Annotated in this window: 24 protein-coding genes and 1 pseudogene; 14 read left to right on the top strand and 11 right to left on the bottom strand. The window is 67.4% G+C overall.

Annotated features, from left to right (window positions below; all coding sequences use genetic code 11):
• Nucleotides 1-429 precede the first annotated feature (429 nt).
• From E0H73_RS39355 to E0H73_RS39345, 3 genes are read right to left on the bottom strand one after another with little or no spacing between them, the layout of a single operon-like run.
• Nucleotides 430-1,263, bottom strand: a complete 834-nt coding sequence (locus tag E0H73_RS39355) for an ABC transporter permease (RefSeq protein WP_165556003.1) — start codon at nt 1,261-1,263, stop codon at nt 430-432.
• On the bottom strand, nt 1,256-2,071 hold the full coding sequence (locus tag E0H73_RS39350; RefSeq protein WP_131365328.1) for an ABC transporter permease: 816 nt from the start codon (nt 2,069-2,071) through the stop codon (nt 1,256-1,258). Before E0H73_RS39350 ends, E0H73_RS39355 begins: the two co-directional genes overlap by 8 nt.
• Nucleotides 2,071-3,078, bottom strand: coding sequence for an ABC transporter ATP-binding protein (locus E0H73_RS39345; RefSeq protein ID WP_238164566.1), 1,008 nt, complete (start codon nt 3,076-3,078; stop codon nt 2,071-2,073). Before E0H73_RS39345 ends, E0H73_RS39350 begins: the two co-directional genes overlap by 1 nt.
• Before the next feature lie 258 nt (nt 3,079-3,336).
• Here E0H73_RS39345 and E0H73_RS39340 point away from each other — a divergent pair, with 258 nt between their 5' ends.
• The 7 genes from E0H73_RS39340 (at nt 3,337) to E0H73_RS39310 (ending at nt 8,801) form a co-directional block, all read left to right on the top strand.
• Nucleotides 3,337-3,897: a DJ-1/PfpI family protein gene (locus tag E0H73_RS39340; protein WP_131365324.1), complete on the top strand. Its 561-nt coding sequence runs from the start codon at nt 3,337-3,339 to the stop codon at nt 3,895-3,897.
• A gap of 1,139 nt (nt 3,898-5,036) precedes the next feature.
• Nucleotides 5,037-5,426: an ArsR/SmtB family transcription factor gene (locus tag E0H73_RS39335; protein WP_131365322.1), complete on the top strand. Its 390-nt coding sequence runs from the start codon at nt 5,037-5,039 to the stop codon at nt 5,424-5,426.
• Nucleotides 5,423-6,427 (top strand): cation diffusion facilitator family transporter, encoded by a 1,005-nt coding sequence (locus E0H73_RS39330; RefSeq protein WP_337590341.1) that lies wholly within the window; start codon nt 5,423-5,425, stop codon nt 6,425-6,427. Before E0H73_RS39335 ends, E0H73_RS39330 begins: the two co-directional genes overlap by 4 nt.
• 381 nt (nt 6,428-6,808) lie before the next feature.
• Nucleotides 6,809-7,270, top strand: a complete 462-nt coding sequence (locus tag E0H73_RS39325; protein ID WP_131365321.1) for an Ohr family peroxiredoxin — start codon at nt 6,809-6,811, stop codon at nt 7,268-7,270.
• Between the two features lie 273 nt (nt 7,271-7,543).
• Nucleotides 7,544-7,777 (top strand): hypothetical protein, encoded by a 234-nt coding sequence (locus E0H73_RS39320; RefSeq protein ID WP_131365319.1) that lies wholly within the window; start codon nt 7,544-7,546, stop codon nt 7,775-7,777.
• A gap of 58 nt (nt 7,778-7,835) precedes the next feature.
• Complete coding sequence (locus E0H73_RS39315) at nt 7,836-8,255, top strand: hypothetical protein (protein ID WP_131365317.1); 420 nt, start codon at nt 7,836-7,838, stop codon at nt 8,253-8,255.
• 12 nt (nt 8,256-8,267) lie between these two features.
• Nucleotides 8,268-8,801, top strand: coding sequence for a sigma-70 family RNA polymerase sigma factor (locus E0H73_RS39310; RefSeq protein ID WP_131365315.1), 534 nt, complete (start codon nt 8,268-8,270; stop codon nt 8,799-8,801).
• Between the two features lie 4 nt (nt 8,802-8,805).
• On the opposite strand, the gene E0H73_RS39305 is transcribed toward E0H73_RS39310, so the two are convergent.
• The 6 genes from E0H73_RS39305 to E0H73_RS39280 all read right to left on the bottom strand — a co-directional run bounded on the left by E0H73_RS39305 (nt 8,806) and on the right by E0H73_RS39280 (nt 14,458).
• Nucleotides 8,806-9,423 carry a cytochrome b/b6 domain-containing protein gene (locus tag E0H73_RS39305; RefSeq protein WP_131365313.1) on the bottom strand — a complete coding sequence of 206 codons (618 nt, stop codon included), beginning with the start codon at nt 9,421-9,423 and terminating at the stop codon, nt 8,806-8,808.
• Nucleotides 9,420-10,154, bottom strand: a complete 735-nt coding sequence (locus E0H73_RS39300; protein ID WP_131365311.1) for a molybdopterin-dependent oxidoreductase — start codon at nt 10,152-10,154, stop codon at nt 9,420-9,422. Before E0H73_RS39300 ends, E0H73_RS39305 begins: the two co-directional genes overlap by 4 nt.
• Nucleotides 10,154-10,345 carry a hypothetical protein gene (locus E0H73_RS39295; RefSeq protein WP_131365309.1) on the bottom strand — a complete coding sequence of 64 codons (192 nt, stop codon included), beginning with the start codon at nt 10,343-10,345 and terminating at the stop codon, nt 10,154-10,156. The genes E0H73_RS39300 and E0H73_RS39295 overlap by 1 nt, the downstream gene beginning before the upstream one ends.
• A gap of 19 nt (nt 10,346-10,364) precedes the next feature.
• Complete coding sequence (locus E0H73_RS39290; RefSeq protein WP_238164565.1) at nt 10,365-12,068, bottom strand: MFS transporter; 1,704 nt, start codon at nt 12,066-12,068, stop codon at nt 10,365-10,367.
• Nucleotides 12,069-12,573: 505 nt separating this feature from the next.
• Complete coding sequence (locus tag E0H73_RS39285) at nt 12,574-13,149, bottom strand: dihydrofolate reductase family protein (RefSeq protein ID WP_131365307.1); 576 nt, start codon at nt 13,147-13,149, stop codon at nt 12,574-12,576.
• A gap of 100 nt (nt 13,150-13,249) precedes the next feature.
• Complete coding sequence (locus tag E0H73_RS39280) at nt 13,250-14,458, bottom strand: MFS transporter (RefSeq protein WP_131365305.1); 1,209 nt, start codon at nt 14,456-14,458, stop codon at nt 13,250-13,252.
• An 83-nt stretch (nt 14,459-14,541) separates the two neighbouring features.
• Between E0H73_RS39280 and E0H73_RS39275 the strand changes: the two genes are divergently transcribed.
• Together E0H73_RS39275 and E0H73_RS39270 are read left to right on the top strand one after the other, a co-directional pair.
• The gene (locus tag E0H73_RS39275) at nt 14,542-14,859 is read left to right on the top strand and encodes an antibiotic biosynthesis monooxygenase family protein (RefSeq protein WP_131365303.1); all 318 of its coding nucleotides are present in this window, start codon (nt 14,542-14,544) and stop codon (nt 14,857-14,859) included.
• A gap of 53 nt (nt 14,860-14,912) precedes the next feature.
• Nucleotides 14,913-15,227 carry a hypothetical protein gene (locus E0H73_RS39270; RefSeq protein WP_202867788.1) on the top strand — a complete coding sequence of 105 codons (315 nt, stop codon included), beginning with the start codon at nt 14,913-14,915 and terminating at the stop codon, nt 15,225-15,227.
• Between the two features lie 19 nt (nt 15,228-15,246).
• Here E0H73_RS39270 and E0H73_RS39265 read toward each other — a convergent pair whose 3' ends face one another.
• Nucleotides 15,247-15,483, bottom strand: a complete 237-nt coding sequence (locus E0H73_RS39265; RefSeq protein WP_202867787.1) for a hypothetical protein — start codon at nt 15,481-15,483, stop codon at nt 15,247-15,249.
• Nucleotides 15,484-15,764: 281 nt separating this feature from the next.
• On the opposite strand from E0H73_RS39265, the pseudogene E0H73_RS48500 reads away from it, so the two are divergent.
• The 4 genes and pseudogenes from E0H73_RS48500 to E0H73_RS39245 all read left to right on the top strand — a co-directional run.
• Nucleotides 15,765-15,935, top strand: a pseudogene (locus E0H73_RS48500) (helix-turn-helix domain-containing protein); the annotation flags it as partial.
• 104 nt (nt 15,936-16,039) lie between these two features.
• Nucleotides 16,040-17,194 carry a baeRF10 domain-containing protein gene (locus E0H73_RS39255; protein WP_131365301.1) on the top strand — a complete coding sequence of 385 codons (1,155 nt, stop codon included), beginning with the start codon at nt 16,040-16,042 and terminating at the stop codon, nt 17,192-17,194.
• Nucleotides 17,195-17,266: 72 nt separating this feature from the next.
• Entirely contained in the window at nt 17,267-17,812 is a 546-nt protein-coding gene (locus tag E0H73_RS39250) for a hypothetical protein (protein ID WP_131365299.1), read from the top strand.
• A gap of 407 nt (nt 17,813-18,219) precedes the next feature.
• Complete coding sequence (locus E0H73_RS39245; RefSeq protein WP_202867795.1) at nt 18,220-18,675, top strand: ATP-dependent metallopeptidase FtsH/Yme1/Tma family protein; 456 nt, start codon at nt 18,220-18,222, stop codon at nt 18,673-18,675.
• 247 nt (nt 18,676-18,922) lie between these two features.
• Here the strand turns inward: E0H73_RS39245 and E0H73_RS39240 are convergent, their stop codons facing one another.
• Nucleotides 18,923-21,037: an MMPL family transporter gene (locus tag E0H73_RS39240; RefSeq protein ID WP_131365297.1), complete on the bottom strand. Its 2,115-nt coding sequence runs from the start codon at nt 21,035-21,037 to the stop codon at nt 18,923-18,925.
• Between the two features lie 158 nt (nt 21,038-21,195).
• On the opposite strand from E0H73_RS39240, the gene E0H73_RS39235 reads away from it, so the two are divergent.
• Nucleotides 21,196-22,335: a sensor histidine kinase gene (locus E0H73_RS39235; RefSeq protein WP_131365295.1), complete on the top strand. Its 1,140-nt coding sequence runs from the start codon at nt 21,196-21,198 to the stop codon at nt 22,333-22,335.
• Nucleotides 22,336-22,427 lie beyond the last annotated feature (92 nt).

Below are 22,427 nucleotides of genomic sequence, written 5' to 3'. Positions count from 1 at the left end.
CCGTCGCTTCCGTCGGCCGTCAGGCCGCTGCGCACCGAGCGTCGCGTCGGATGGTTGGCTACGTGCAGGCGCGGCCCCCGCTGTCCGCTGGGCCATTGGAGGTACGCATGGCCCCGTGACCGGGCGATCCAGAGCACGAGATCGCCGATAGAGCTTTCCTCAGGCCCTGCATTGCCCTCCCAGCGGACGGTCGTCACACCGTCCAGATCGTCGTGTCCATTGGCCAGGCGAATCGCAGTCACAAGAACCATCGATTGACTTGCCAGGCTCATCTCTCGGCCTCCAGTCCGCCCTGTCGACAGCAGCAGCGTGGCACGGCGGACGGCGTCCGGGAAGCCTCAAATATGCGTTTTCAGCTCGGAGAATTGCGAGGCGAACGGCCCGTGCTCTGCCCATGACCGAGCGCGATCACTCGGGGTTCTGGAGGCCTCAACTACCCGGGCTGGTGTAGCTCCGGATCATCCGGTTGAAGAAGACGAGACCGATGGCGAAGACGACCAGTCCGCCGGCCGGTGAGACGTACGCCAGCCAGGCAGGGATCGGCAGGTCGCCGGTGCGATCGAGGAGCACGGTGGCCGGCAGGTAGGCGATGAACGCCATCGGGAAGATGAAGGTGAGGGAGAGGAATCCCCAGCGGCTGAACATTGTCAGCGGATAGCCGCTGAACTGCGTGATGGTGTCGTCGGCGAGGATCCGCAGCGACATGGTGGACGTCATCCGGAAGGACAGCCCGGAGAGGAAGGTTTGCATGCCGGTCTCGACCAGGCCACCACCGACCACCGCGGCGATCAGGAACGCCACCTTTCCCGGCGTCCAGTCCACTGAGGCCTGAGGGGCGAAGACCGCCACCGCTCCGAACCCGAGCAGCGCGTCGCCGAGGGCCATGAGTGGTGCGTGGCGGGTCACGACCTGCAGGTAGGTCCCGGCCGGGCGCAGCAGGTAACGGTCGACATCGCCTTGCTGGATCGCCTGGTCGATCGAGATGAGCGCACCGAACGGCACCACGTAGAACGCGTGCGCGGCCAGCCGCATCCCGAACAGGAACGCGATGTCGTTCAGCCGCCAGCCGTCGATGACGTTGAACTTCGCCAGCAGGACCCCGATGAACAACAGTTGCGTACCCTGCAGCACCATCCCGCCGAGGATCGCCGAGAAGAAGCTGACCCGATAGCTCATCGCCGCATGCCAGCCGGCCCGCAGCAGGATCCGGCTCGCGCGCAGATCCTCCCGGAGCGGGGACAAGGTCTTGATCTGCTCAGCCACCGAGCACCACCACCCTGTGGACGGCTCGGCGCCAGACGAGTTGCAGGAGCACGAAGAGCACCACCACCCAGCCGAGCTGGAGCGCCAGCGTGCCACCCAGGTCGGCCCCATGCCGGGTCCCGAACCAGATGGACAGTGGTGCGTAGATCTGCGCCTGGAACGGGAGCCAGCTGATGATCGGTTGCAGCCACTCCGGCATGAACCACAGTGGGATCAAGGCGCCGGACAGGAACGCCGACCCGAACCGGTAGAGGATCATCACGCCGCCGATCTCGAGAGTCCAGAAGGCGGTCATGGACACCAGCAGATTGATGGTCATGATGTTCGCGACACCGAGGGCCATCGACACGACCGAAGCCAGTAGGTCGAGCACAGTGTTCGGCGCCTTCACCGCTCCGAGTGCGAGGCCCGTGACCAGACCTGCCGCTCCGAGAGGCAGTCTGCCGACCATCGTGCCGCCGGCTTGGGCCAGGTTCTGGCTGATCAGAGATCGCGGCCGGATCATGTCCACGCCGATCTGACCGCGCATGACCCGTAGCGGAAGTGACGAGAACTGCCAGGGCATGACGACGGCCTGCAGACAGCCGGCCAGTACGGCGTACGCGACCGCGGTGGCGCTCCCGATTCCGGCGACCTGGTCGTGACCGACGAACAGAACGCGCCAGACGACCACGGTCAGCGTGGACTGGATGACCAGTCCGACGATCCCGAACAGGAGATCCCCGCGATAGGCCAGGACCGACTGGTACCCGGCCCGGTAGAAGCCGCGAACTCCGGTGAGTCGGGTGCTCAGCGTGTCGACGGGCATCAGTCGCCCGTACTGCGTGCGGGCACCGGCGTCCGCTCCGTGTACAGCTGCCGGATCACGTCCTCGAGGTCCGGCTCGAGCAAGGACAGGTCGGTGATCGGGTAGCGCGAGGTGAGGTCGTGGACGACCTTCGGAGCGGCCGTTGTGTTCGGGTCGAACCGCAGCGTCGCCTTGAAGGTGTCGGCCGAGACCACCTGCGCGTACGGCGACGAGATCGTGGTGGCGTCGTAGTCGGTGCAGTGCACCACGACGTCCCGGCTGGTGACGTACTGCGCCTTGAGCATGTCGACGTCGCCCTCGTACAGGATCTTGCCGTGGTCGATGATCACCACCCGCCGGCAGAGTCGCTCGACGTCGTCCATGTCGTGGGTGGTCAGGATGACCGTCGTACCACGGCCTGCGTTGATCTCCGCGACGAACTCGCGGATTTTGCCCTTGGCAACGACATCGAGTCCGACCGTCGGTTCGTCGAGATACAGGATCCGCGGGCCGTACAGCATGGCCGCGACCAGGTCGCCGCGCATCCGCTGACCGAGCGAGAGCGATCGCACCGGGGTGTCGATGAATTCGTCCAGGTCGAGCAGTTCGGTGAACTCCCCGAGCCGGGTCCGGTACGTCTCCGGATCCATCGTGTAAAGGTCCCGGATGATCTCGAACGAGTTGCGCAACGGGAGGTCGTACCAGAGTTGGGTCCGCTGCCCGAAGACCGCACCGATGGTGCGTGCGTTCCGGCGCCGATCGCGCCACGGAACCTGGCCGGCGACCGTGACGGTGCCCGAGGTGGGGACCAGGATGCCGGTGAGCATCTTGATGGTGGTGGATTTGCCCGCGCCGTTCGGACCGAGGAATCCGATCAACTCACCGTCGTCGATCTGGAAACTGATCCCGTCGACCGCTCTGGTGATCTTGCGGGCCCGGGTGAACAGCGATCGCGTGCCGGCGAAGCGTCCCGGGCGTACATCCGGCCGTGAGAAGTCCTTGGTGAGATCGGAGACCTCGATGATCACGTGCGCATCCAACCTTCCACTGACGGCAGGTCTCCTCACGCACACCGGGACCTGCGGGGCGTCATCGGACCATACCAGTTTGGATTCGGCCCGGCACTCGACTTTCCCGCTCATTTGCTGCCTCCTTCCTGTTCATCGGCTGTGTCGCTGGCGGAGTCCGCGTCGTTGTCCTGGCCGCGGTCGGTCGACCCTTGACCTTCTTCGGTCGGCGGGCAGAGGCTGGCGAGTGGAAGCCCCGGCTGCGAAGGAGATGGCGTGATGGCGAAGGTGCTGATTCTGACCGGTGATGCCGCCGAAGACCTGGAGGTGTTCTACCCCTACCAGCGGCTGCTCGAGGAGGGGTACGACGTCCACGTGGCGGCGCCCACGGTGAAGAAGTTGCAGTTCGTGGTGCACGATTTCGTCGACGGCTTCGACACGTACACCGAGAAGCCTGGGCACACGTGGCAGGCCGATATCGCGTTCGCCGACGTGGATCCGGCTGAGTACGTCGCGCTGGTGATCCCGGGTGGACGGGCGCCGGAGTACATCCGCAACGACGCCGACTGCCAGCGCATCGTGAAGCACTTCTACGGCGAGTCGAAGCCTGTGGCTCAGCTCTGCCACGGACCACTCATCCCCGCGGCTGCTGGTCTGCTGAACGGCCGGAAGACGTCGGCGTACCCAGCACTCGCCCTCGACATCAAGGCCGGCGGAGCGGAATGGGTCGACGGCGACGCAGTAGTCGACGGCAACGTAGTCTCCGGCCGCGCTTGGCCCGACCACCCCGCTTGGATGCGAGCCTTCATGACAATCCTGAAGGAGCACGCACCGGCCTAACTGATCCCCCCGACGCCGCGGCTACGCGCGCTCCTGGCGTCGCGTGCTCGCGGCGGCTCCCACCCGCCCCCTTCCTTACCTTGCGCGGGGCTCCTGCGTCGCCCGCTTGCGACCGCGAGGTGGACACGGGCGGGGCGTGGATCCGGTGCGCCGGCGTGGTTGGTTGACCCCGACGCCGGCGCTACGCGCGCTCCTGGCGTCGCGTGCTCGCGGCGGCTCCCACCCGCCCCCTTCCTTACCTTGCGCGGGGCTCCTGCGTCGCCCGCTTGCGACCGCGAGGTGGTCACGGGCGGGTGTGGATCCGGTGCGTCCAGGGTGATCCGGTCGATCACCTGTCCTGCGCCGGGGTGGCTGGTAGCCCCGACGCCGGCGCTACGCGAGCTCCTTGCGTCGCGTACTCGCGACGGCTCCTACCCGCCCCCTTCCTTGCTCTGCGCGGGTCTCCTGCGTCGCTCGCTCGCGACTACGAGGCGGTCACGTGCCGGTGTGCTTCCGGTGTGGCCCGGGGACTGGTAGTTGTGGATCCGGTCGGTGAGGGGAGTGGTGGTGATCCGGCCCGATCGCTGTTGCTGTGCGTGTGGGCAGTTTCGCGCCGGCGCTACACGCGCTCCCGGCCACGCGTGCTCGCCACCGGCCCCTCCTTGCGTGCGCGAGGCGCCTGCGTCGTCCGCCTGTGACGCGGGCCGGTGTGGATCCCGGTGGGTCCGGGAGAGCGGTGGTGGGGTGATCGCTGACCCGCAGTGCTGTGCCGGAGTGGACGGGTGGCCCGCGTGAGTCGGCGGCGGCGAGGCGGAGGCTGGCTGGGCGTGGATCCGGTGTGGGAGCGAGGAGGCGGGATCCGGCGGACGGTGGACGGGGCTTCGGGCGGTTGGTGGCTCGCGCGGTCTGCGCCGACCGCTTGTGCTGTGCCGGAGTGGATGGGTGGACCAGGTGAGTCGGCGGCGGCGAGGTGGCGGCGGGCTTGGGGTAGATCAGGTGCGTGAGGGGCGGGATCCAGCGGACGGTGGGCTGGGTTGTCGCGCGGATGCTGGGCCAGGAGCTCGGGTGCATTGGAGTTGGTCGGCCGGCAGTTGTGCGCGCACGGGAATGGGAGTGCTCGGTGGGTTCCCAAGGGGGATGTCGGCGGTTAGCATCGCTGGATGGCGATGATAGCCGGGGCGGTCGATGTTGGACTGGATGATGGTCGGGCGTTGGTGGTGGCTGCTTGTCTCTTCAATGGGTTTAGTGATGTTTCTCGGCTGGCGATTGTGCGGTATCTGGCGCTGGGTGAGCAGCGGGTGGTGGATCTGACTGAGCACCTTGGGTTGGCGCAGTCGACGGTGTCCAAGCATTTGGCTTGTTTGCGGGATTGTGGGCTGGTGGAGTCGCGGCCGCAGGGGCGGGCTTCGGTGTTCAGCCTTACGCATCCTGAGGCGACGCTTGAGATGTTGTCGGCTGCTGAGCGGTTGCTGAGCCTGACCGGCGACGCGGTCGCGCTCTGCCCGAACTTCGGCGAGGCGGCACGGCACACCCAGGACGCCAAGCCATGAGCCACCCCGAGCGCCCCGAGCGTGCCGAGTACCCCGAGCGTGCCGAGTACCCCGAGCGCGCCGGGCATCCCGAGCACCGCGACACCAGCAGTTCCACGGCGTCGGCCTCGACCAAGGCAGCGTCGGACTCGACTGGTACGCCGGTGGCGTACGTTGCCCGACCGGTCGACGGTCGGCCGGAGTTGCAGGTGCGGCCGCTGCAGGTCACCGGCGCGGCGCCCAGCACAGCTCCCGACTCGGCTGAGACGCCATCGGCGTACATTGCGCGACCAGGCGACGGTCGGTCGGGGTTGCAGTTGCAGTCGGTGCAGATCAGCACCGCGCCGCCCAGCACCTGGACCAGTGATCCGGAGGAGCGGCGGCGCCTCGGACGGCGGGCTCAGCTGCTTGCCGGGGCGTCGGTCACCTACAACGTGATCGAAGCTGTGATTGCCATCAGCGCGGGTCTCGTGGCGGGGTCCGTCGCGCTGGTTGGGTTCGGGCTGGACTCGGTTGTTGAGGTTTCCAGCGGGCTCATCATCCTGTGGCAGTTCCGCCACCGCCTGCCCGAGACCCGCGAACGCCAGGCACTGCGACTGCTGGCGTTCTCCTTCTTCGCACTTGCGGCGTACGTCGGCTTCGAGTCGGTTCGGACGTTGATCACGGGCACCGACCCGGACACGTCGCCGGTCGGGATCGGGTTGGCGATCGCTTCGCTGATCGTTATGCCGTTGCTGTCGTGGGCGCAGCGCCGTACCGGTCGGGCTCTCGGCTCCAACGCCGTCGTTGCCGACTCCAGCCAGACCCTGCTCTGCACCTATCTGTCCGCCGTCCTTCTGCTCGGACTCGTGCTGAACGCGACGCTCGGCTGGGGCTGGGCCGACCCGATCGCTGGACTGGTCATCGCCGGGGTCGCGGTGCGTGAGGGTCTTCAAGCCTGGCGCGGCGAAGGCTGCTGCTCACCCATCGCCGACTCCCAAGGCGGTGCCGGCCATTGCACCGACGACTGCTGCAAGGACTGACTCCATGACTCTGTTGGCGCTCGTCCTGTTCTGACCGGCATCGGCCCGGCCTGCATGGTCCCGAACTGGATTGCACTCGCCGGCGCCGTGGTGCTGATCGTCGCATTGCACCTGGAGGCCCGCGTCGTCGGAGAGCCGTACCTGCTCGCCACCCCACCGCGAGCAGTACCAGCAGTACGCCGCCACTACCGGCCGCTTCCTGCCCGGCCTGGGGCACCTGGCTCGCTGACGTACCTGTTAACGGGAAGGACTGACGTCCGGCTGGCTGCACGCGAGGTCGGAGGCTGGCCGCAGCGACACCGGCGTTCTCGTGCGCAATCGTCGGAGGTGAGCCCCCGGCGTTCCGGGGACCGTCTGTCAGCGCGTCAGAAAGGAAGCAGAATGCCAGCCACACCGTTGAGCAGGGTGCTCTACACCGCCGAGGCGACCGTGGAGGGCGGCCGGGCCGGGCATGGTCGGACTACCGACGGTCACCTGGACGTCGACCTGTCGGTCCCCGGCGACATGGGCGGCCAGGGTGGTACCGGCACGAATCCCGAGCAGCTGTTCGCGATCGGCTTCGCGGCCTGCTTCCAGTCGGCGCTGCTGGGCGTCGCGCAGGGTCGCAAGCTTGATGCCGCCGACTCCCAGATCCGGTCCCGGGTCGGGATCGGCCCGACCGGCCACGGCGGCTTCGGCCTGCAGGTCACCTTGGACCTGCACGCACCAAATCTCTCCGCCGCCGAAGCCGCGGACCTGATGCTCCGCGCGGACGAGCGGTGCCCGTACTCCAACGCCACCCGCGGCAACATCGAGGTCGTCCTCAGCGTCGACGGGCAGCCGATCGAACAGGCTGCCGCCTGACCGGACGGCGACGCAGGCACCTCCTACGGCGTACAGCCGCGGGAGGTGCCTGCACGCTCTCGGCGGGTCCAGCTGGATTCCTGCTAGCAGGGGGGAGGGACGGGGGCTGACCGTGTCGACCGGGAAGGGCGGGACGGCCCAGTCTGGGAGTGTCCCCATAGGTGTCCCGGGAGGTGTGACGGGAGCCGGCCCCGGCTAACCCGTCCCACCCCTCGCCGGAGGGCGATCTGCCCCCGGACAGTGCCGCGCACGACGGTACGAGGAGGTCGAACAGTGAACGTGGTCGTCGAATACAACCCGGAAACTGACGGCGCCCCGGTCGTCGTCTGCAGCGAGCGGGCCGGCGAGTGGCTGATGCGGTGCCGGGTCTGCGACTCGGACCGGATCGAACCCACTCAGACCGACGCGATCGTGATGAGCGTGGTGCACTACATCATTGCCGAGGCCAACGGATGCAACGCCTCGAAGCTTGCCGAGCACCGGCGCATCGCGCGCAGTACCCGGTGAAGCAGGCAACACCAGCCTGGGGGACCCAGATCGCCTCACATCAAGGGATTCCGGGCACATGATCGTCATCGTTCTCTGCGGAGTGTCACTCGCGCTGCTGCTGGCGGGCGTGACCTATTTCCTCGTACGTCGGGCCAGGTCCCGGCGGCTCGTCAACTCCCTGGACGGCGCCTTGGAACCGATCGGGCCGCCGATCGAGGAGATCGCGGTCAGCCTTCGGCAGTTGCTGCAGCGGCACGACAGGTATGCACGGTCGGACGACCGCGTCCTGCGGCTCCGCCGGATGTCGGAGCTGGAATCGGTGATCCACTTGCGCGCCGACCAGGCAGCCCGCGCGCTCGACGTACCTCATCCGGCGCGGCAGATGTACGACGAACGGGACACGGACCAGCTGCGCCTGCTCCTGTTCGCGCTCGTCGCGGCCGGCCTCGTGTTGCCGACCGCGGTTGCGCTGATGGCGCCGGACAGCCGGTTCTGAGGACTCGCCGGGATGCGCTCTGATGGTGAGGCGGACCGCTGTCGGGCCGACGTACTGGTCAACGGCTTGTACGCCGAGTACGGGCGGAGCGTTCTGCTGTTCGTCACCCGGCTCACCGGCGACCGTACTGGGGCCGAGGACATCGTCCAGGAGACGCTGGTCCGGGCCTGGAAGCATGCCGACGATCTGGTCGAAGAGAAGGGCTCGGTGCTCGGCTGGCTGTTGACGGTCGCGCGGAACCTCGTCGCCGACCGGGCCCGCGCTCGAGCCCACCGTCCCCTGGAGCTGGGGGACATCGGTGAGCACAGCCGCGTCCATGGAGATCACTCCGACTCCGTGGTGAACACCATGGTGCTCGGCGACGCCCTCCGCCAAGTGTCCGCCGCACATCGCGACGTCGTGGTGGAGTTGTACTACCGCGGCCGATCCGTCACCGAGGCCGCCCGCGAACTCGGCGTACCTCCCGGCACCGTGAAGTCGAGGTCGTACTACGCCCTGCGCGCACTCCGCACCTTGATCGGCGCAGAGACCCAGGTGGCGCAATGAGCGCCTATTCGTCGTCTTCTTGGCGGCGAAGTACCTCGTCGGCCCAGGCCGCGTGTTCCGCACGGGCCCACGACGTCGAGACCTTTCCGGTGCGCATTCCGCGGCGCGCCTCGGAATCCTTGACTGCATAGAAGATGTGACCGACCACAAGCAACCCGACCGCCAGCGCGAACCAGTCGTGCACGAAAGTGGCTCCGGTGCGCCAGGCCAATCGCGTCAGGCCCGGAAAGAACATGGTGATTCCGGTACCGAGCAGCGCGACGATCGCGCCGGCGGTCAACGCGGCATTCAGCTTCTGTCCGGCGTTGAACTTGCCGACCTTGATCGAACCATCGCGCCGGCTGCGTGACCGCAGCCATTTCCAGTCCTTCGGCGTGAAGCGATTGAGGCGTCGCAGATCCAGCCGGTACGCCGCCGAGATTGTGCCGAGCAGGATCGGCACCGGGAGGGCGAATCCGGCGTACACGTGGATCAGTTCGACGATGTGGCGGTGTCCGATCGCCACTCCGAGCGACCCGTTGTACAGGATCGCGGCGGTGAGGATGCAGATGATCATCAGCGACGCTGCGGTCCAGTGAACCGCCCGGGTGGCCTTTCCGAACCGGCGAACCGTTCCGTTCATGAGTCTTTGCCTTGCGTGGGGTCGATGAAGCCGTCGACCGGATAGCCACGGTGTTCCCAGTAGCCCGTCTCGACGGCGGAGGTCAGTTCGATACCGGACAGCCACTTCGTGCTCTTGTAGCCGTACATCGGAGCGACGTACATCCGGACCGGACCGCCGTGATTGTGGGTGATCGGCCCACCGAGCATCTGCAGGGCGACGATGACGTCATCCAACCGGGCCTGTTCGAGGGTCAGGCTCTCGGTGTACGTGCCGTCGAAAGAACGGAATCGTACGGCGGTCGCACCGGGAGCCGGTTGCGCGCGATCGAGCAGGGTCGACAGCCGGACGCCCGACCAGTGGACCTGCTGTACTTGCCAACCCGTCACGCAGTGGAAGTCCCGCGTCAGGCTGGTTTGCGGCATCGCCTGAAGATCGGCGAGCGAGTACGACGCGGTATTGGCCACCATGCCGTCGACGGCGAGACGGTAGGTCTGGGCGTTCTTGGTCGGCACACCTCCGGTGACCGAGTAGAACCGGAAGGAGTCGCCCACCGGAATCAGGGAGATCAGGCCGGTCGGATCATGAAGCTCGATCGGCGCCAGAACCTTGGCCGCTCCATCCTGAATCGCCTTGCCGGTCACGACCCCGGCGCCGGCGAGCGCGGCCAGCCCCAGGATCGTTCGGCGGCCGATCGGCGTACCCCGGAGGTCGTCGTCCTCCGGATCCGTACGCCGGTTGTGCCTGAACATCACCGGGTCCGGCCCCTGACTCCGACGGCGGCGACGACCAGGCCGATCACGATGATGATGGGGCCCGCGACGGTCCAGAACGTGGTGCCGCTCATCGCACTGCCGCCGATCACATCGGCGCCTTGCAGGGTGAAGAGGAGGCCAAGGAGCGCCACCACAACACCCAGTACGACCATCAGTGGCTTCTTCATTTGCTTGCTCCCTTGAGGATCAGTCGGTGTGGACGTAGCGGGTGCCGCGGAAGAGCGAGGCGACGGCGGCGATGAGGGACATTGCGATGGCTGCGCTGAACACGATCACCAGGCCGTGATGGAACGGGGTGGCGATGAGTTGTGGGAAGAACTGCTTGCTGGTCAGGGTGTTCAGGTCGGCGCCTTGGACGGCCGAGGCCGGCAGGCCGCCGAGGAGCGTCCCGATCGGGTTGGCGCCGAGGAAGGCGGCGAACAAGCTGCCGACGGGCGGTTGTTGTCCGATGCCGGTAGCAACGGTTGCGGAGACCCCGTGCGCTTCCAGTCCGGAGGTCAGTGCTGCCGGCAACGTTTGCGCGAGGCCGACGATCATCAGGCTGAAGAAGATGCCGATGGACAGCGACGTACCGGAGTTGAAGAATGTACCGCGCATACCGGACGCGACGCCGCGCCGGTTGGCCGGAACGCTGTTCATGATCGCGGTGGTGTTCGGCGCGGAGAACAGTCCGGACCCGATTCCGTTCAGCACCAGGAGGCCGCCGAAAGCCCAGTAGTTGAAGTTGGTGGGCAGCATCATCAGACCGAGGAAGCTGAGCGCCGCCAGCAGGAGGCCGCCGGTTGCGAAGGCGCGGGCGCCGTACCGGTCGGAGAGGAAGCCGGACAACGGTCCTGCGATCAGGAATGCGACGGTCAGTGGCAGCAGGTAGATGCCGGCCCACAGCGGCGTACTGGCGAAGCTGTAGCCGTGCAGCGGCAGCCAGATTCCTTGCAGCCAGATGATCAGCATGAACTGCAGTCCGCCTCGGCTCACCGAGGCCAGCAGACCGGCCAGGTTGCCTGCCGTGAACGCTCTGATGCGAAACAGCGACAAGTTGAACATGGGGGCCTCGACCCGTGCCTCGACCACGCAGAAGACGGCCAGCAGGGCGGCCCCGCCGATCAGTCCGGTCAGTACCCACGGATTCGTCCAGCCCATGTCGTGGCCGCCGTACGGCTGGATGCCGTAGGTGATGCCCGCCAGGATCGCGGTGAGGCCGACGGCGAACAGTGCGTTGCCGACCCAGTCGACGCGCGCCCGCGTGCGGACGCTGGTCTCGCGCAGGCTCTTGTACGACCAGACCGTGCCGATCAGGCCGAACGGTACGGAGATGAGGAAGACTAGTCGCCAGTCCACTGGTGCGAGCAGGCCGCCGATGACCAGGCCCACGAACGATCCGCCGATGGCGGCGACCTGGTTGATGCCCAGGGCGAAACCTCGCCGATCGGACGGGAACGCGTCGGTGAGGATCGCGGTCGAGTTCGCGAACAGCATGGCCGCTCCGACGCCTTGAACCAGGCGCCACAGGATCAGCCAGAGTGCGCCGGAACCCTGGGTGAACGGATCGAACACCAGCGCGATCGACCCGGCCGTGAACACTGCGAAACCGAGGTTGTAGATCTTCACCCGGCCGTAGATGTCACCGAGCCGGCCGAGGGAAACCACCAGGACCGCGGTGACGAGCAGGAAGCCCATCAGCATCCACAACAGGTAACTCACGTTGCCCGGCTGGAGCGGATCGAGCTTGATGCCGCGGAAGATGTCCGGCATCGAGATGATCACGATGGAGGAGTTGATGGTTGCCATCAGCATGCCCACCGTGGTGTTGGAGAGCGCGATCCATTTGTAACGAGGATGATCGGCATCAACAGTGAACCGGGACGACGTACCGACCGGTGCAGAACTCACGTGTACACCCCAAACAATATCGTTAGCTAAACTAACGATACCCGCGCCCCAACCACATCCCAACCGCCCCGATCACCTGTGGTGTGAGGGTGTTGTTAGAAGCCCCGCCGCGCGACTACGCGCTGCTGCCGTCGCGTGCTCGCCCCGGCTCCCACCCGCCCCTTCCTCGCTTACGCGGGGCTCCTGCGTCGCCCCGCTTGTGACCACGAGGTGGACGCGGGCCGGTGCGGATCCGGTGTGGATCCGGTGTGTCCGGGGAGTCGTGGGGGTGATGCGGAGTCGCCCCCTGCGCCACGGGGTGTGGACCCGGTTTGTACCCGGGGGAGTCGTGGGTGATCCGGAGACGATCACCTGCTGTGCGGGTGTGTATCCGTTGTGCCGCGGAGCGCCGGAGCTGGCTACCGGTGCCATGCGCAACCAGTCGGTCCAACGTCAACCTCCAGCCGGGCGCGAGACGCCGGACGGGCACCGGTGGGGTGTCCGTCCGGCGTCTCGGATCGGGTGGTTAGTGGGTTACGTCGTAGACGAGTTTTTGGAGGCCGTTGGGGTAGGACTGGCTTTCGGCGAGGGTGAGCATTTGCTTGTCTTTGTCGGTTTCGCTGAAGAGGCGTTTGCCGGCGCCCAGGAGGACGGGGAACACCAGCAGGTGGTAGCGGTCGATCAGGCCGGCGTCGGAGAGGTTGCGGTCCAGGGTGGCGCTGCCGTGGATGATGATCGGGCCGCCGTCGGTCTCCTTGAGGGCGGCGACGTCGTCGAGCGAGCGCAGGATGGTGATGTCACCCCAGTTGGTGACCAGGTCCTTGTCCTGCAGGGTTGTCGACACGACGTACTTCGGCAGGACCTTGTAGCGCGGGAAGTCCTCGAGCATGTCCGGCCAGACGGGCGAGAAAACCTCGTAGCTGACCCGGCCCATCATCATGGCCGCGGCCTGCTCCTGTTCGCGGCCTTTGATCTCGTACGCCGCCTCGTCGAACGCGACGTCCTTGAACGTCCAGCCGGAGTTGCGGTAGCCGGGCTCCCCGCCGGGTGCCTCGACGACGCCGTCGAGTGAGACGAACGCGGTGGCGATCAGGGTGCGCATCAGTTCCTCCTTGGGGTGATGTGACGTGCTGTCGTCCATGCGTCGAACACGAGTCCCCGGGGTCGACACATCGCATCGACAAAGTACAGGCGCCGGGAGATCACGGGATCCTGCGCAGGTGGTTGCGCGCAGTGAGTACGCCGAACCCGACCATGGCGAACGTCGTCAGCACGGCCGGCACGAAGAACACGTGGGGGAGACCGATGGCTGCCACGCCGATGCCGCCGATCGTGCCTCCGACCGCGGAGCCGAGCGGGATCGCGCTGAGGAAGATGCCGGACGCCGTACCGACGCCTTCGGGGTAGAGCTGCTGTGCGATCGACACTCCGAGCGCGCCGACGCACGCCCAGAGACCGGCCGTCAGCGCTTGCCCGAGGAACAGTCCTCCGACTGAGGTGCTGGTCGCGTAGGCAATGTTCCCGGCCAGGCCCATCGCGGCGCCTCCGGTCATGACCAGCATCGGCCCGAAGCGGTCGGCCAGCCGGGCGACCACGGGCAGTAGGAGCAATTCGAGCAGGGGCTGTACGCCGATCACCGCGCCGCGCACCGAGTCGGAGACATGGAGCTGTTCGGCCATGTAGATGGGCAGGTAGCCGAACTTGATCGTGTCACCGGTCATCGCCAGTACGCAGACAGCGGTGAAGATCAGCAACGGCATCAGGTGGTCGATCTGCCGCCGGCTCGTGGGTCGCGGCGGCATCGACAGGTTGTGATAGCGCTCCACGCGTTGGCGCCCGAGCGGGATCAGTTGCGCGAAGGTGCAGACCGCCGTCGCCACCAAGAGCGCTCGAAGTCCGAACACACCGCCGAACCAGCTGCCGAAGACCGGCCCCAGGATCCAGCCGGTCGTGAACGCCATCCGGACCGTCGCCACGACCCTGTTCTCGGCCTTCGTCGGGTGCCGGCTCAGTTCGTCTCGACACGCCGCGAACAGCTGCGCCATGGATCCGCCGGCGACACTCAGCGCGATGGCACTGATCACAAACGGGAGCCACACAGTGTTCGCGGACGCCATCGCGAGCCAGGCGGCAGTCCCGATCAGCGCGCAGATGCGGAACCAGAGCAGTCGATCATGGCTTCGATCCGACAACCGACCCACCATGTAGCCCGCGACCGGGGCGGCCAGGTTCGTGACGTAGTACAGGCCGGCCACGGGCAGGGGAGCGCCCAGGTCGCGGACGAGGAACAGGGTCAGCTGCGGAGTCGCGGCCGACACCCCGATCCCGGCGATCAGCAACGACAGGAACGCCGAACGGTAGAAACGCGACTGGACGACGATGCTCAGCGCAGACTCGGACCGGTCGAGCATGGGCCTCCCCCCAAGTCGCGGCTGACGAAACCCTATCCGGCCCGAGCCGGTCCGCGCCCCGCTGTCCGGCGTACGGTGATCGCATGATCGCGCGCATGTGGCGGGGCTGGGTGCCCACCGAGAAGGCGGCCGAGTACGTCGACATCGTTGAGCGGACCGGGATGTCCGGCTATCGGCGTACGCCGGGGAACCAGGGCGCGCAGCTGCTCACCCGCGATCTCGGCGACGGCCGGACCGAGATCATCACGCTGAGCTGGTGGTCCGACCTCGACCACATCCGCGCTTTCGCCGGCGACGACATCAGCCACGCCAAGTACTACCCCGAGGACGACGACTACCTCCTGGACCGGGAGGACACAGTCACCCACTTCGAGGTCGCTCCGGTGCCGAGCGAGGCGTGACTACTGTGATTCCTGACGGCCGCCTGACCGCCAGCTGCGCTTGAGGAGGAATCATGACGGATGAACCGTTCGAGACGTCTGAGGATGCTCGGCGCGATCGGCGGGAGCATGGTGGGGCTTCGTCGCTGCGCCCCGATGACGACGAGCTGGCCCGCCGGACCGAGCAGGAGCGGGTCGAGGCCGGCATCGACGACTACGACCCGGACGACGTACCGCCGGCAACCGACGAGCCGGTGCCGACCGACCTCACCGAGTCGGAGGAGTACCAGGAGGCCGAGGCGGAGTTCCGCCGGGAAGAGTCCGAGGGCGAGGTCTACCCGCTGACGGAGAAGCACCCGTTCCCACCAAGCCACTACGACCGTTCCTGAGCCAGCCCTCCGCGGATGATCACGGCCTGAGTGTGAGCAGGTCTGCCAGGCCGAAGGCTGGTCCGGCGGAAGGCAGGGACGGCTCCCAGATTGGTTCGAGGCTCAGGTAGCTGGCTGGGTCGGCGCGGAGGAGACCGATCAGGACCTCCGCGACGATCTGGCCGCCGACCGCGCCGAGCCGGTCGCCGTCGCCGCGGTGCTCGGACTCCTTGAGGATGTAGAACCACAGCGGCGTACCGTGCAGCCAGTTCTGCAACAGTTCGTCGGTCGTCAGGGGCTCTGCGCCGATGAGCTTGGCGATCGCCTCGCCGCTGACATCACCCTCGGCTACGTCCGCCTGGAGTTTGTCAACAATCCGATTGTGCGCATGTAGCAGGGCAACGTGCAGCGTCAGCGAAACAGGTGGACGTCGTTGCGCGGGTCTCCGATCAAGGCGAGCTTGATCCTGGCGGCGCCGGCTGGCCGCCGAGGGGAGGAACGATCGCCGGCACAGCGGCGCGCCCGCGTTCGGCTGGCTGACAGGGGGAGCTCCGCGTCGCGCGACGGGCCGCGGACGGACTCACCAACCGCGCCATCGCCCGCGAGCTCTCGCTGTCTCCGCACACGGTCGAGTCGCATCTGCGGCATGCCTTTCGCGGGCTCGACATCGGATCCTGGGGGGAGCTGACCTGCGTCGTCCTCACGTATGAACCATCGACCGGCGAATGATCGAGCCGCGAACTACGTGTTTGGGGGATCCTCGCTCGTGCGGTCGCGAGCGAGGATTGCCGCACTGCCGAAACCGCGGCAGGCTCGGTCTTGGGGTGGAGTCGATGATCACAGCCGAAACGATCGACCGGATTCTGCGCTTCAACTCGGGCGGCATACCGGTGCTGTCGGTCTACGTCGGCGTGGACGAGGGCACTGGGTCCCGTAGTGCCGTCCGGACACGTCTGTCCTCACTGATGCACGACATCCGCCCGCTCACCGAGGACCGTTCGCTCGGACACGAGGCGCGGCTGTCGTTGCGGAACGACATCAACCGGATCGAAGACCCGGTACGGGCGGACCTCGTGGGTCCAGGCACCCTGGTGACGTTCGCCTGCAGTGCCGCGGGGTTGTTCGAGGAGCTCCGGTTGCCCCGGACGGTCAGGGATCGTGTCGTCGTCGACGTGACGCCGTGGGTAAGGCCGATGGTGGCCGTGCTCGACGAGTACCACAGGGCCTGCGTCGCCGCCGTCGACCGGGCAACGGCACAACTCTGGGAGCTCCACCTCGGCGAGATGCATCCGGTCGGGAGCGTTCGTGCGCGCACGTTGCGCAAACCGGACTTCGCGGGCTGGCACGGGCTGGTCGAGCACCGGGTGCGGAACAAGGCGGACACGTTGACCCGACGTCATTTCCACCAGGTCGCAACCGTGCTGGACGACCTGTTCCGCGTGGAGGGGTACGAACTCCTGATCGTCGGGGGGCATCAGGAGGACGTGCCAGGTTTCCTCAAGTTCCTCCCGAAGGCCATCCGGCCGAAGGTCGCCGGGACGTTCGACATCGACGAGGCGACCGGCAGGGAGGCTGAGATCCGGCGGACCGCCGAGGGCATCGTCGATCGCTACGAACGTGAGGAGGAGCGGCGGTTGGTCGCCGAAGTGATGGAGCGGGTGGCGGTCGGGGACGCGGCCGCGGCCGGTCTGGACCAATGCCTCTGGGCCGGCTCCACGGCCGCCATCCAGCTTCTGCTGGTGCAGGACGGCGCCACCGCGCCGGGAGTGGTCTGCGACGAGTCCGGGTGGCTGGCGACTGTGGGGGAGGCCTGCCCGCTGTGCGGCGCGCGGACGCGACGAACACCCGACGTGATCGACGAGCTGGTGGAGGCGGTCATGGCGACCGGCGGTTCGATCGAGCATGTTCTGGCGGACACGACATTGAAGCAGCACATGGTCGCCGCGTCGCTGCGCTTCCCGCTGCCGCCGGTGCCACGCGCGGGCTGAGCATGCTGGCGCGGCCGACGGACGTCGTATTGGTCGTCGAGAGAACTGATCCAGTGCCTACGCGGTCGCGGGATGACGCAGCCGGAGGTGCTCGCGACGATCGGCGTCGCCGCGGACGCCCGTGTGGAGACCGTGGCGAAGACGACACCCTTCGGCAGCTTTCCCAGCGGCTTCGTCGAGAGCACGCAGGTGGCGCCGCTGATGGTCGAGCGGCTTACCGGGGTCGTCGAGCAACCGGGCCTGGATCGAGCGCCTCGGCGCGGAGGACCTGGTCAGCCAGGGCCTCGTCGTCGGAATCACTGCCCGCCTCGAGAAGCACAGGTGGATGTTCGCCGCCGAACAGGCCTAGTCATGCACGCGTCCGTCCGGCTCGGCCGGATCGCCGGCATCCCCGTCTGCCTCGATCTCAGCGTGTTCGCCATCCTCGTCATCCTCGTGGCCGGGCGTCGCCACTGGCCGTCTGCCCGCGGTCTTCCCCGGCCGCAGTGCCACGGCGTACCTGATTGCCGCGATCGTTGCCGCCGTCCTGTTCTTCGCGTCCGTCCTGCGCACGAGATCGTTGCTCGGTGCAACGGCATCGAGGTGAACGGGATCACGCTGTGGCGTTCGGCGGCGTGACCGAGTGCTGTTCGGAGCCACGGATGCCTGATGGTCTGGGGCGTGGTCTCGGCGCGGTGTTCGGTGTCGTGTGGGGCCCGTCGCGCACCTGCTGACCGGCGGTGACCGGGGCTTCTCGTAGTACGGCGCGACGGTAGACACGACGTACGACCTGTAGAGCGCGCCGGAGTACTCCACGCAGGCCACCGACCTGGTGGCACAGATCCCGGCGCGCACCTCGAACCGGTTGCACTACTCGTTCTGGTGATGCGCCCATCACGCCAGTCGGGCGACGGTGGGCGGGGCGCCGGGCGAGAACTGGCGTTGGTGCTACGCCCACGAGGCGTACGTGTGATGTCCGCGCCTGAGCAGCGTGGGAAAGCGCTCGGCGTCACGTTCCAGTTGCCGAGCGAGGACCGGTAGGGTACCTGTCGACGTACCTGCGCGGGCGCATCATCGGGGCGCTCGGCGGCTGGGCGGCCGAGGAGCTGGTGTTCGGCGACGTGAGCACCGGCGCCGAATCCGACCTCGAACAGGCCACCGCGATCGCCCGCCAGATGGTCGGCCGCTGGGGCATGTCCGAGGCGATCGGACCGGTGACCGTGCTGCCGCGTCCGGACCAGGAGCAGTTCCCCGGCCTCGACGGCAACAGTCCCGCACCCGACACCCGGTCGCTGGTCGACCGGGAGGTACGCCTCGACGAGTGCGACGAACGAGCCCGCAACACCCTGCGCGACCACCGGACCAACCTCGACCGGCTGGCCCAGGCGCTGCTGGACAAGGAGACCCTCGACGCCGAGGAGGCGTACGCGGCCGCGGGCATAGCGCCGGCGTCCAGCCCGCAGGACGAGGACCTACGAGACCGCAGTGAGCCGAGGGTATGACAGTCATGGCCGTGTCCTGGTTCGAGCGCTTCTCCCGCGCCGCCGCGGCACTCGACGTCGACAAGGGTGCCGAGCGGCTCGAGTCCGGGAAACTCCGCCCGTAACGCGCCGAGCCGGTGGGCCGGTCGACGGCGCGTGCCGGGCTGAGGCAATGGTCCCGGGCGACCTGGTGGCTGCCATGCACGTGGAGTGGAGCGCTGTGCGGCACCTGAACGACCTCCATGACGAAAGGGGACAGACCGGTCGCTCACTTGGACAGGACAGCCACTCGGTCTGTGACATCGCGCGTGCGCGTCCGCCGGCGCCGCGGAAGCCACCAGTTGGCGTCGCCGAGGAGAGTCATCAGTGCTGGGACCAGGGCCAGCCGCACGACGGTGGCGTCGATCAGTACGGCCACCGCCAGACCCAAGCCGAACATCTTGGCGGTCGGATCGTCGGTGAGGGCGAAGCTGACGAAGACCGAGATCATGATCAGCGCCGCCGAAGTGATCACGCGGCCGGTGGTCGCGATGCCTTGGACGGTCGCGCCGCGGTTGTCGCCGGTCCGCACGTACTCCTCCCGGATCCGGGTCAGCAGGAAGACCTCGTAATCCATCGAGAGACCGAATACCACGGCGAACATGAACATCGGGATGAAGGGGATGATCGGAATGGTCGACTCCAACCCGATCAGGTCGGCCGCCCAGCCCCACTGGAACACCATCACCATCACGCCGAACGACGCACCGATGCTCAGCAGGTTCATCAGCGCGGCCTTCACCGGTACGACGATCGAGCGGAAGACGAAGGTCAGCAGTACGACGGACAGCAGGATCACCGCCCCGATGAACAGCCCCAGCCGATCGTTGACCCTGGCACCGACATCCGCGAGCGTCGCCGTCTGACCACCCACATGCGCCTTCGCCGGGCTCTCCCGCAGTACCGCAGGGAAGACCTCCGTGCGGAGCCGCTTCACTGTGGTCATCGTGGCATCGTCCTGCGGACCGGTCGTCGGTACGGCGATCAGCGTCGCGACGCCGGCCGCGCTGTTGACCTCGGGAGGTGCGACCGAGGCGATCCCCGGGTCGGCCTTGACGGCCTTGAGCAACGGCTGCACGACGGTCGGATCCTTCGAGATGTCGACGGCGACGACCAGCGGACCGTTGCTCCCGGCCCCGAATCCCGCGGCGACGAGGTCGTAAGCCCGGCGCTCTGTTCGCTGCACGGGAAGCGCACCGTCATCCGGTGTGCCGACCTGCAGCGCGAGGACCGGTGCCGCGAGTGCAAGCAGCAGAACGGTCGCGCTGATTGCATACGCGGCGGCATGCCGCGACACATGTCCCGCCCAGCGCTGCCAACCCGGACCGGGGGAGGACCGCACGCGTCGTACCCGGAGGCGGTTGATCCGGTGCCCGGCAAGGCCGAGGAAGGCCGGCAGCAGGGTGAGCGACGCGAGCACCATGATCAGGACGATGAGCGAGATCGCAACGCCACCAGCGGTCATGAACGGTACGCCGGCCACGACCAGCCCGAGGATCGCGACCACCACCGTGCCGCCGGCGAACAGCACAGCCTGACCCGCGGTGCTGACAGCGCGCCCGACAGACTCCTCGACGCTCATCCCGCGGGCGAGGGACTCGCGGTGCCGCGTGACGATGATCAGGGCGTAGTCGATCCCCACCCCGAGGCCGATCATGCTGCCGAGCACAGGCGCCCAGCTGGGCAGCTCGATGAGGTACGTGACCAGGGACAGCGAACTGATCCCTAACGCAAGGCCGAACAGAGCCATCCCGATCGGCAGGCCCATCGCGATGATCGAACCGAAGGCGAGCAGCAGGATGACGATCGCGGCGATCAGACCCAACGCCTCGCCGAAACCAGCCTGGCCCTCTTCGAAGGCGTAGAACAGGTCGCCACCCAGCTCGATCCGCAGCGGCGAACCAGCGGCTGCCAATGACTTGAGATTGTCCAGATCGCTCGGCTCCAGCTCGTCCAGCACCGGGTATTGCAGCCGGATCAGGCCGACTCGGCCGTCGGGTGAGATGACAGGATCCCCCACACGAAGCACCTGAGGAAGCCCGGCCGCGGTCGACCGGACCTGCGCCAGAGCAGCCTGCAGTTCGGGCGAGGTGAGGGTTGCCGACGGATCGCGCGGGGTGACGACCACCTGCGCGGTCAGGCCGGCTTGATCCGCTCCGGCGGCCGACAGCAGATCGGTCGCGGACTGCGAGTCGACGCCCGGTGCCCCGAACGACTCCTCGAGTTTCTTCCCGAAGGCGCCGGATGCCGCGACGACGAGCGCCGCCACCACCAGCCACGCCCCGATGACAATCCATGGCCGGCGTGCGGCGTACCGACCAAGTCTGTAGAGATTCGACCTCATGGTTCAGCTCCTTCGGCGAGGGTTCGCGGTTCATCGTCTCGGCGACGAACCGGACCACACCTCGGGCGATGGGGCGGACTTTCCTCGGCCGATGAGCCGAGCTGTGAGCCGTACTTTGAGCCGATCCGCTGGGCGCCCGAAGTCCCTACGCTGTGGGCATGTTGAGAAACGCCGTCCGCTCGCTGCTGGCCGAGCCACGAGCGCCGTATCCGCCGCAGCGGGTATGGCGCGACTGGGTGCTCGTGGCCGGCTTGCTGACGTCGGCGGTCATCGAAGGCGTGGTCCGCGAGGACGTGGTCTGGAGGCCCCTCGCGACCGTGGTGGCCGTGGCCGTCGTCTGGGCGCTCCTGTGGCGACGTACCCAGCCTCTCGCCGTGGTGGCCGCAGTGTTCGGTGCCGTGATCTTGATCGACATCGTCGCCATGATCAGCGGTCGCGCGCCCTTCGGCCTGTACACGATGATCTGCGTGATCCTGCTGCCCTACGCACTCGTCCGCTGGGGATCCGGGCGCGAGATCGGCATCGGGCTGGTGATCATGCTGGTCGCGGCGGCGCTGGCGAACATCAGCGACTTCACCGGGTACGTCGAAGCCGTCTTCGGCACCATGTTCTTGTTCTTCCCGGCAACGCTCGGGGCCGCGGTCCGTTATCGGTCGACTTCCCGGCTCCGCGAACTCGATCAGGTACGGCTACGCGAGCGCGAGCAGTTGGCTCGCGAGTTGCACGACACGGTGGCTCACCATGTGTCGGCGATCGTCATTCGGGCGCAGGCCGGCCGGGCCGTTGCCGCCTCCCGTCCTGAGGCTGCTGTGGACGCGCTCGCAGTGATCGAAGCGGAGGGCACACGGACTCTCGCGGAGATGCGGCGGATGGTCGGCGTACTGCGTGATGAAGGGACGGCGGCGCTCACGCCGAACCCGGGAGTTGCTGATCTGGAGCGGCTCGCGCGCAGCGTGGGGGAGCGGGTTCAGGTCGAGGTGTCGGGTGATGTCGAGGACCTCGGACCAGCGGTGGATGCGGCGATCTATCGCATCGCTCAGGAGTCGATCACGAACGCCGTGCGGCATGCGCGTCAGGCGACTCGCATCGATGTACGGGTGGCGGTGGACGGTGACGCCGTACGGCTCACGATTCGCGACGACGGAGAAGGTGCTTCGGCGCCCGGGACCTCACTCGGTTATGGGTTGGTAGGGATGACCGAGCGCGCGATGCTTCTCGGCGGCTCGTTCGCCGCCGGGCCTTCGTCGGAGCGGGGCTGGACTGTTGACGTGGTGCTGCCCAGAACGGCGGGCCGATGAGATTCCCTAGGTCAACCTCAGGGCGCGATTTGCATGGCGCCTCCGTGGAGCTGGGGGTTGTAGGTGGTGTGGTTTTGCCAGCAGCGCCAGAT

This window comes from Kribbella pittospori (assembly GCF_004331465.1).
Lineage (GTDB): Bacteria > Actinomycetota > Actinomycetes > Propionibacteriales > Kribbellaceae > Kribbella > Kribbella pittospori.
This window is presented reverse-complemented; position numbering and strand designations above follow the sequence as displayed.

Bases quoted from the DNA above. Each gene is read 5' to 3' on its own strand.
- E0H73_RS39350 (WP_131365328.1), bottom strand. From the start codon at position 2,071: ATGCCCGTCGACACGCTGAGCACCCGACTCACCGGAGTTCGCGGCTTC.
- E0H73_RS39340 (WP_131365324.1), top strand. From the start codon at position 3,337: ATGGCGAAGGTGCTGATTCTGACCGGTGATGCCGCCGAAGACCTGGAG.
- E0H73_RS39335 (WP_131365322.1), top strand. From the start codon at position 5,037: ATGGCGATGATAGCCGGGGCGGTCGATGTTGGACTGGATGATGGTCGG.
- E0H73_RS39330 (WP_337590341.1), top strand. From the start codon at position 5,423: ATGAGCCACCCCGAGCGCCCCGAGCGTGCCGAGTACCCCGAGCGTGCC.
- E0H73_RS39325 (WP_131365321.1), top strand. From the start codon at position 6,809: ATGCCAGCCACACCGTTGAGCAGGGTGCTCTACACCGCCGAGGCGACC.
- E0H73_RS39315 (WP_131365317.1), top strand. From the start codon at position 7,836: ATGATCGTCATCGTTCTCTGCGGAGTGTCACTCGCGCTGCTGCTGGCG.
- E0H73_RS39310 (WP_131365315.1), top strand. From the start codon at position 8,268: ATGCGCTCTGATGGTGAGGCGGACCGCTGTCGGGCCGACGTACTGGTC.
- E0H73_RS39305 (WP_131365313.1), bottom strand. From the start codon at position 9,423: ATGAACGGAACGGTTCGCCGGTTCGGAAAGGCCACCCGGGCGGTTCAC.
- E0H73_RS39300 (WP_131365311.1), bottom strand. From the start codon at position 10,154: ATGTTCAGGCACAACCGGCGTACGGATCCGGAGGACGACGACCTCCGG.
- E0H73_RS39295 (WP_131365309.1), bottom strand. From the start codon at position 10,345: ATGAAGAAGCCACTGATGGTCGTACTGGGTGTTGTGGTGGCGCTCCTT.
- E0H73_RS39285 (WP_131365307.1), bottom strand. From the start codon at position 13,149: ATGCGCACCCTGATCGCCACCGCGTTCGTCTCACTCGACGGCGTCGTC.
- E0H73_RS39280 (WP_131365305.1), bottom strand. From the start codon at position 14,458: ATGCTCGACCGGTCCGAGTCTGCGCTGAGCATCGTCGTCCAGTCGCGT.
- E0H73_RS39275 (WP_131365303.1), top strand. From the start codon at position 14,542: ATGATCGCGCGCATGTGGCGGGGCTGGGTGCCCACCGAGAAGGCGGCC.
- E0H73_RS39270 (WP_202867788.1), top strand. From the start codon at position 14,913: ATGACGGATGAACCGTTCGAGACGTCTGAGGATGCTCGGCGCGATCGG.
- E0H73_RS39255 (WP_131365301.1), top strand. From the start codon at position 16,040: ATGATCACAGCCGAAACGATCGACCGGATTCTGCGCTTCAACTCGGGC.
- E0H73_RS39250 (WP_131365299.1), top strand. From the start codon at position 17,267: ATGACGCAGCCGGAGGTGCTCGCGACGATCGGCGTCGCCGCGGACGCC.
- E0H73_RS39240 (WP_131365297.1), bottom strand. From the start codon at position 21,037: ATGAGGTCGAATCTCTACAGACTTGGTCGGTACGCCGCACGCCGGCCA.
- E0H73_RS39235 (WP_131365295.1), top strand. From the start codon at position 21,196: ATGTTGAGAAACGCCGTCCGCTCGCTGCTGGCCGAGCCACGAGCGCCG.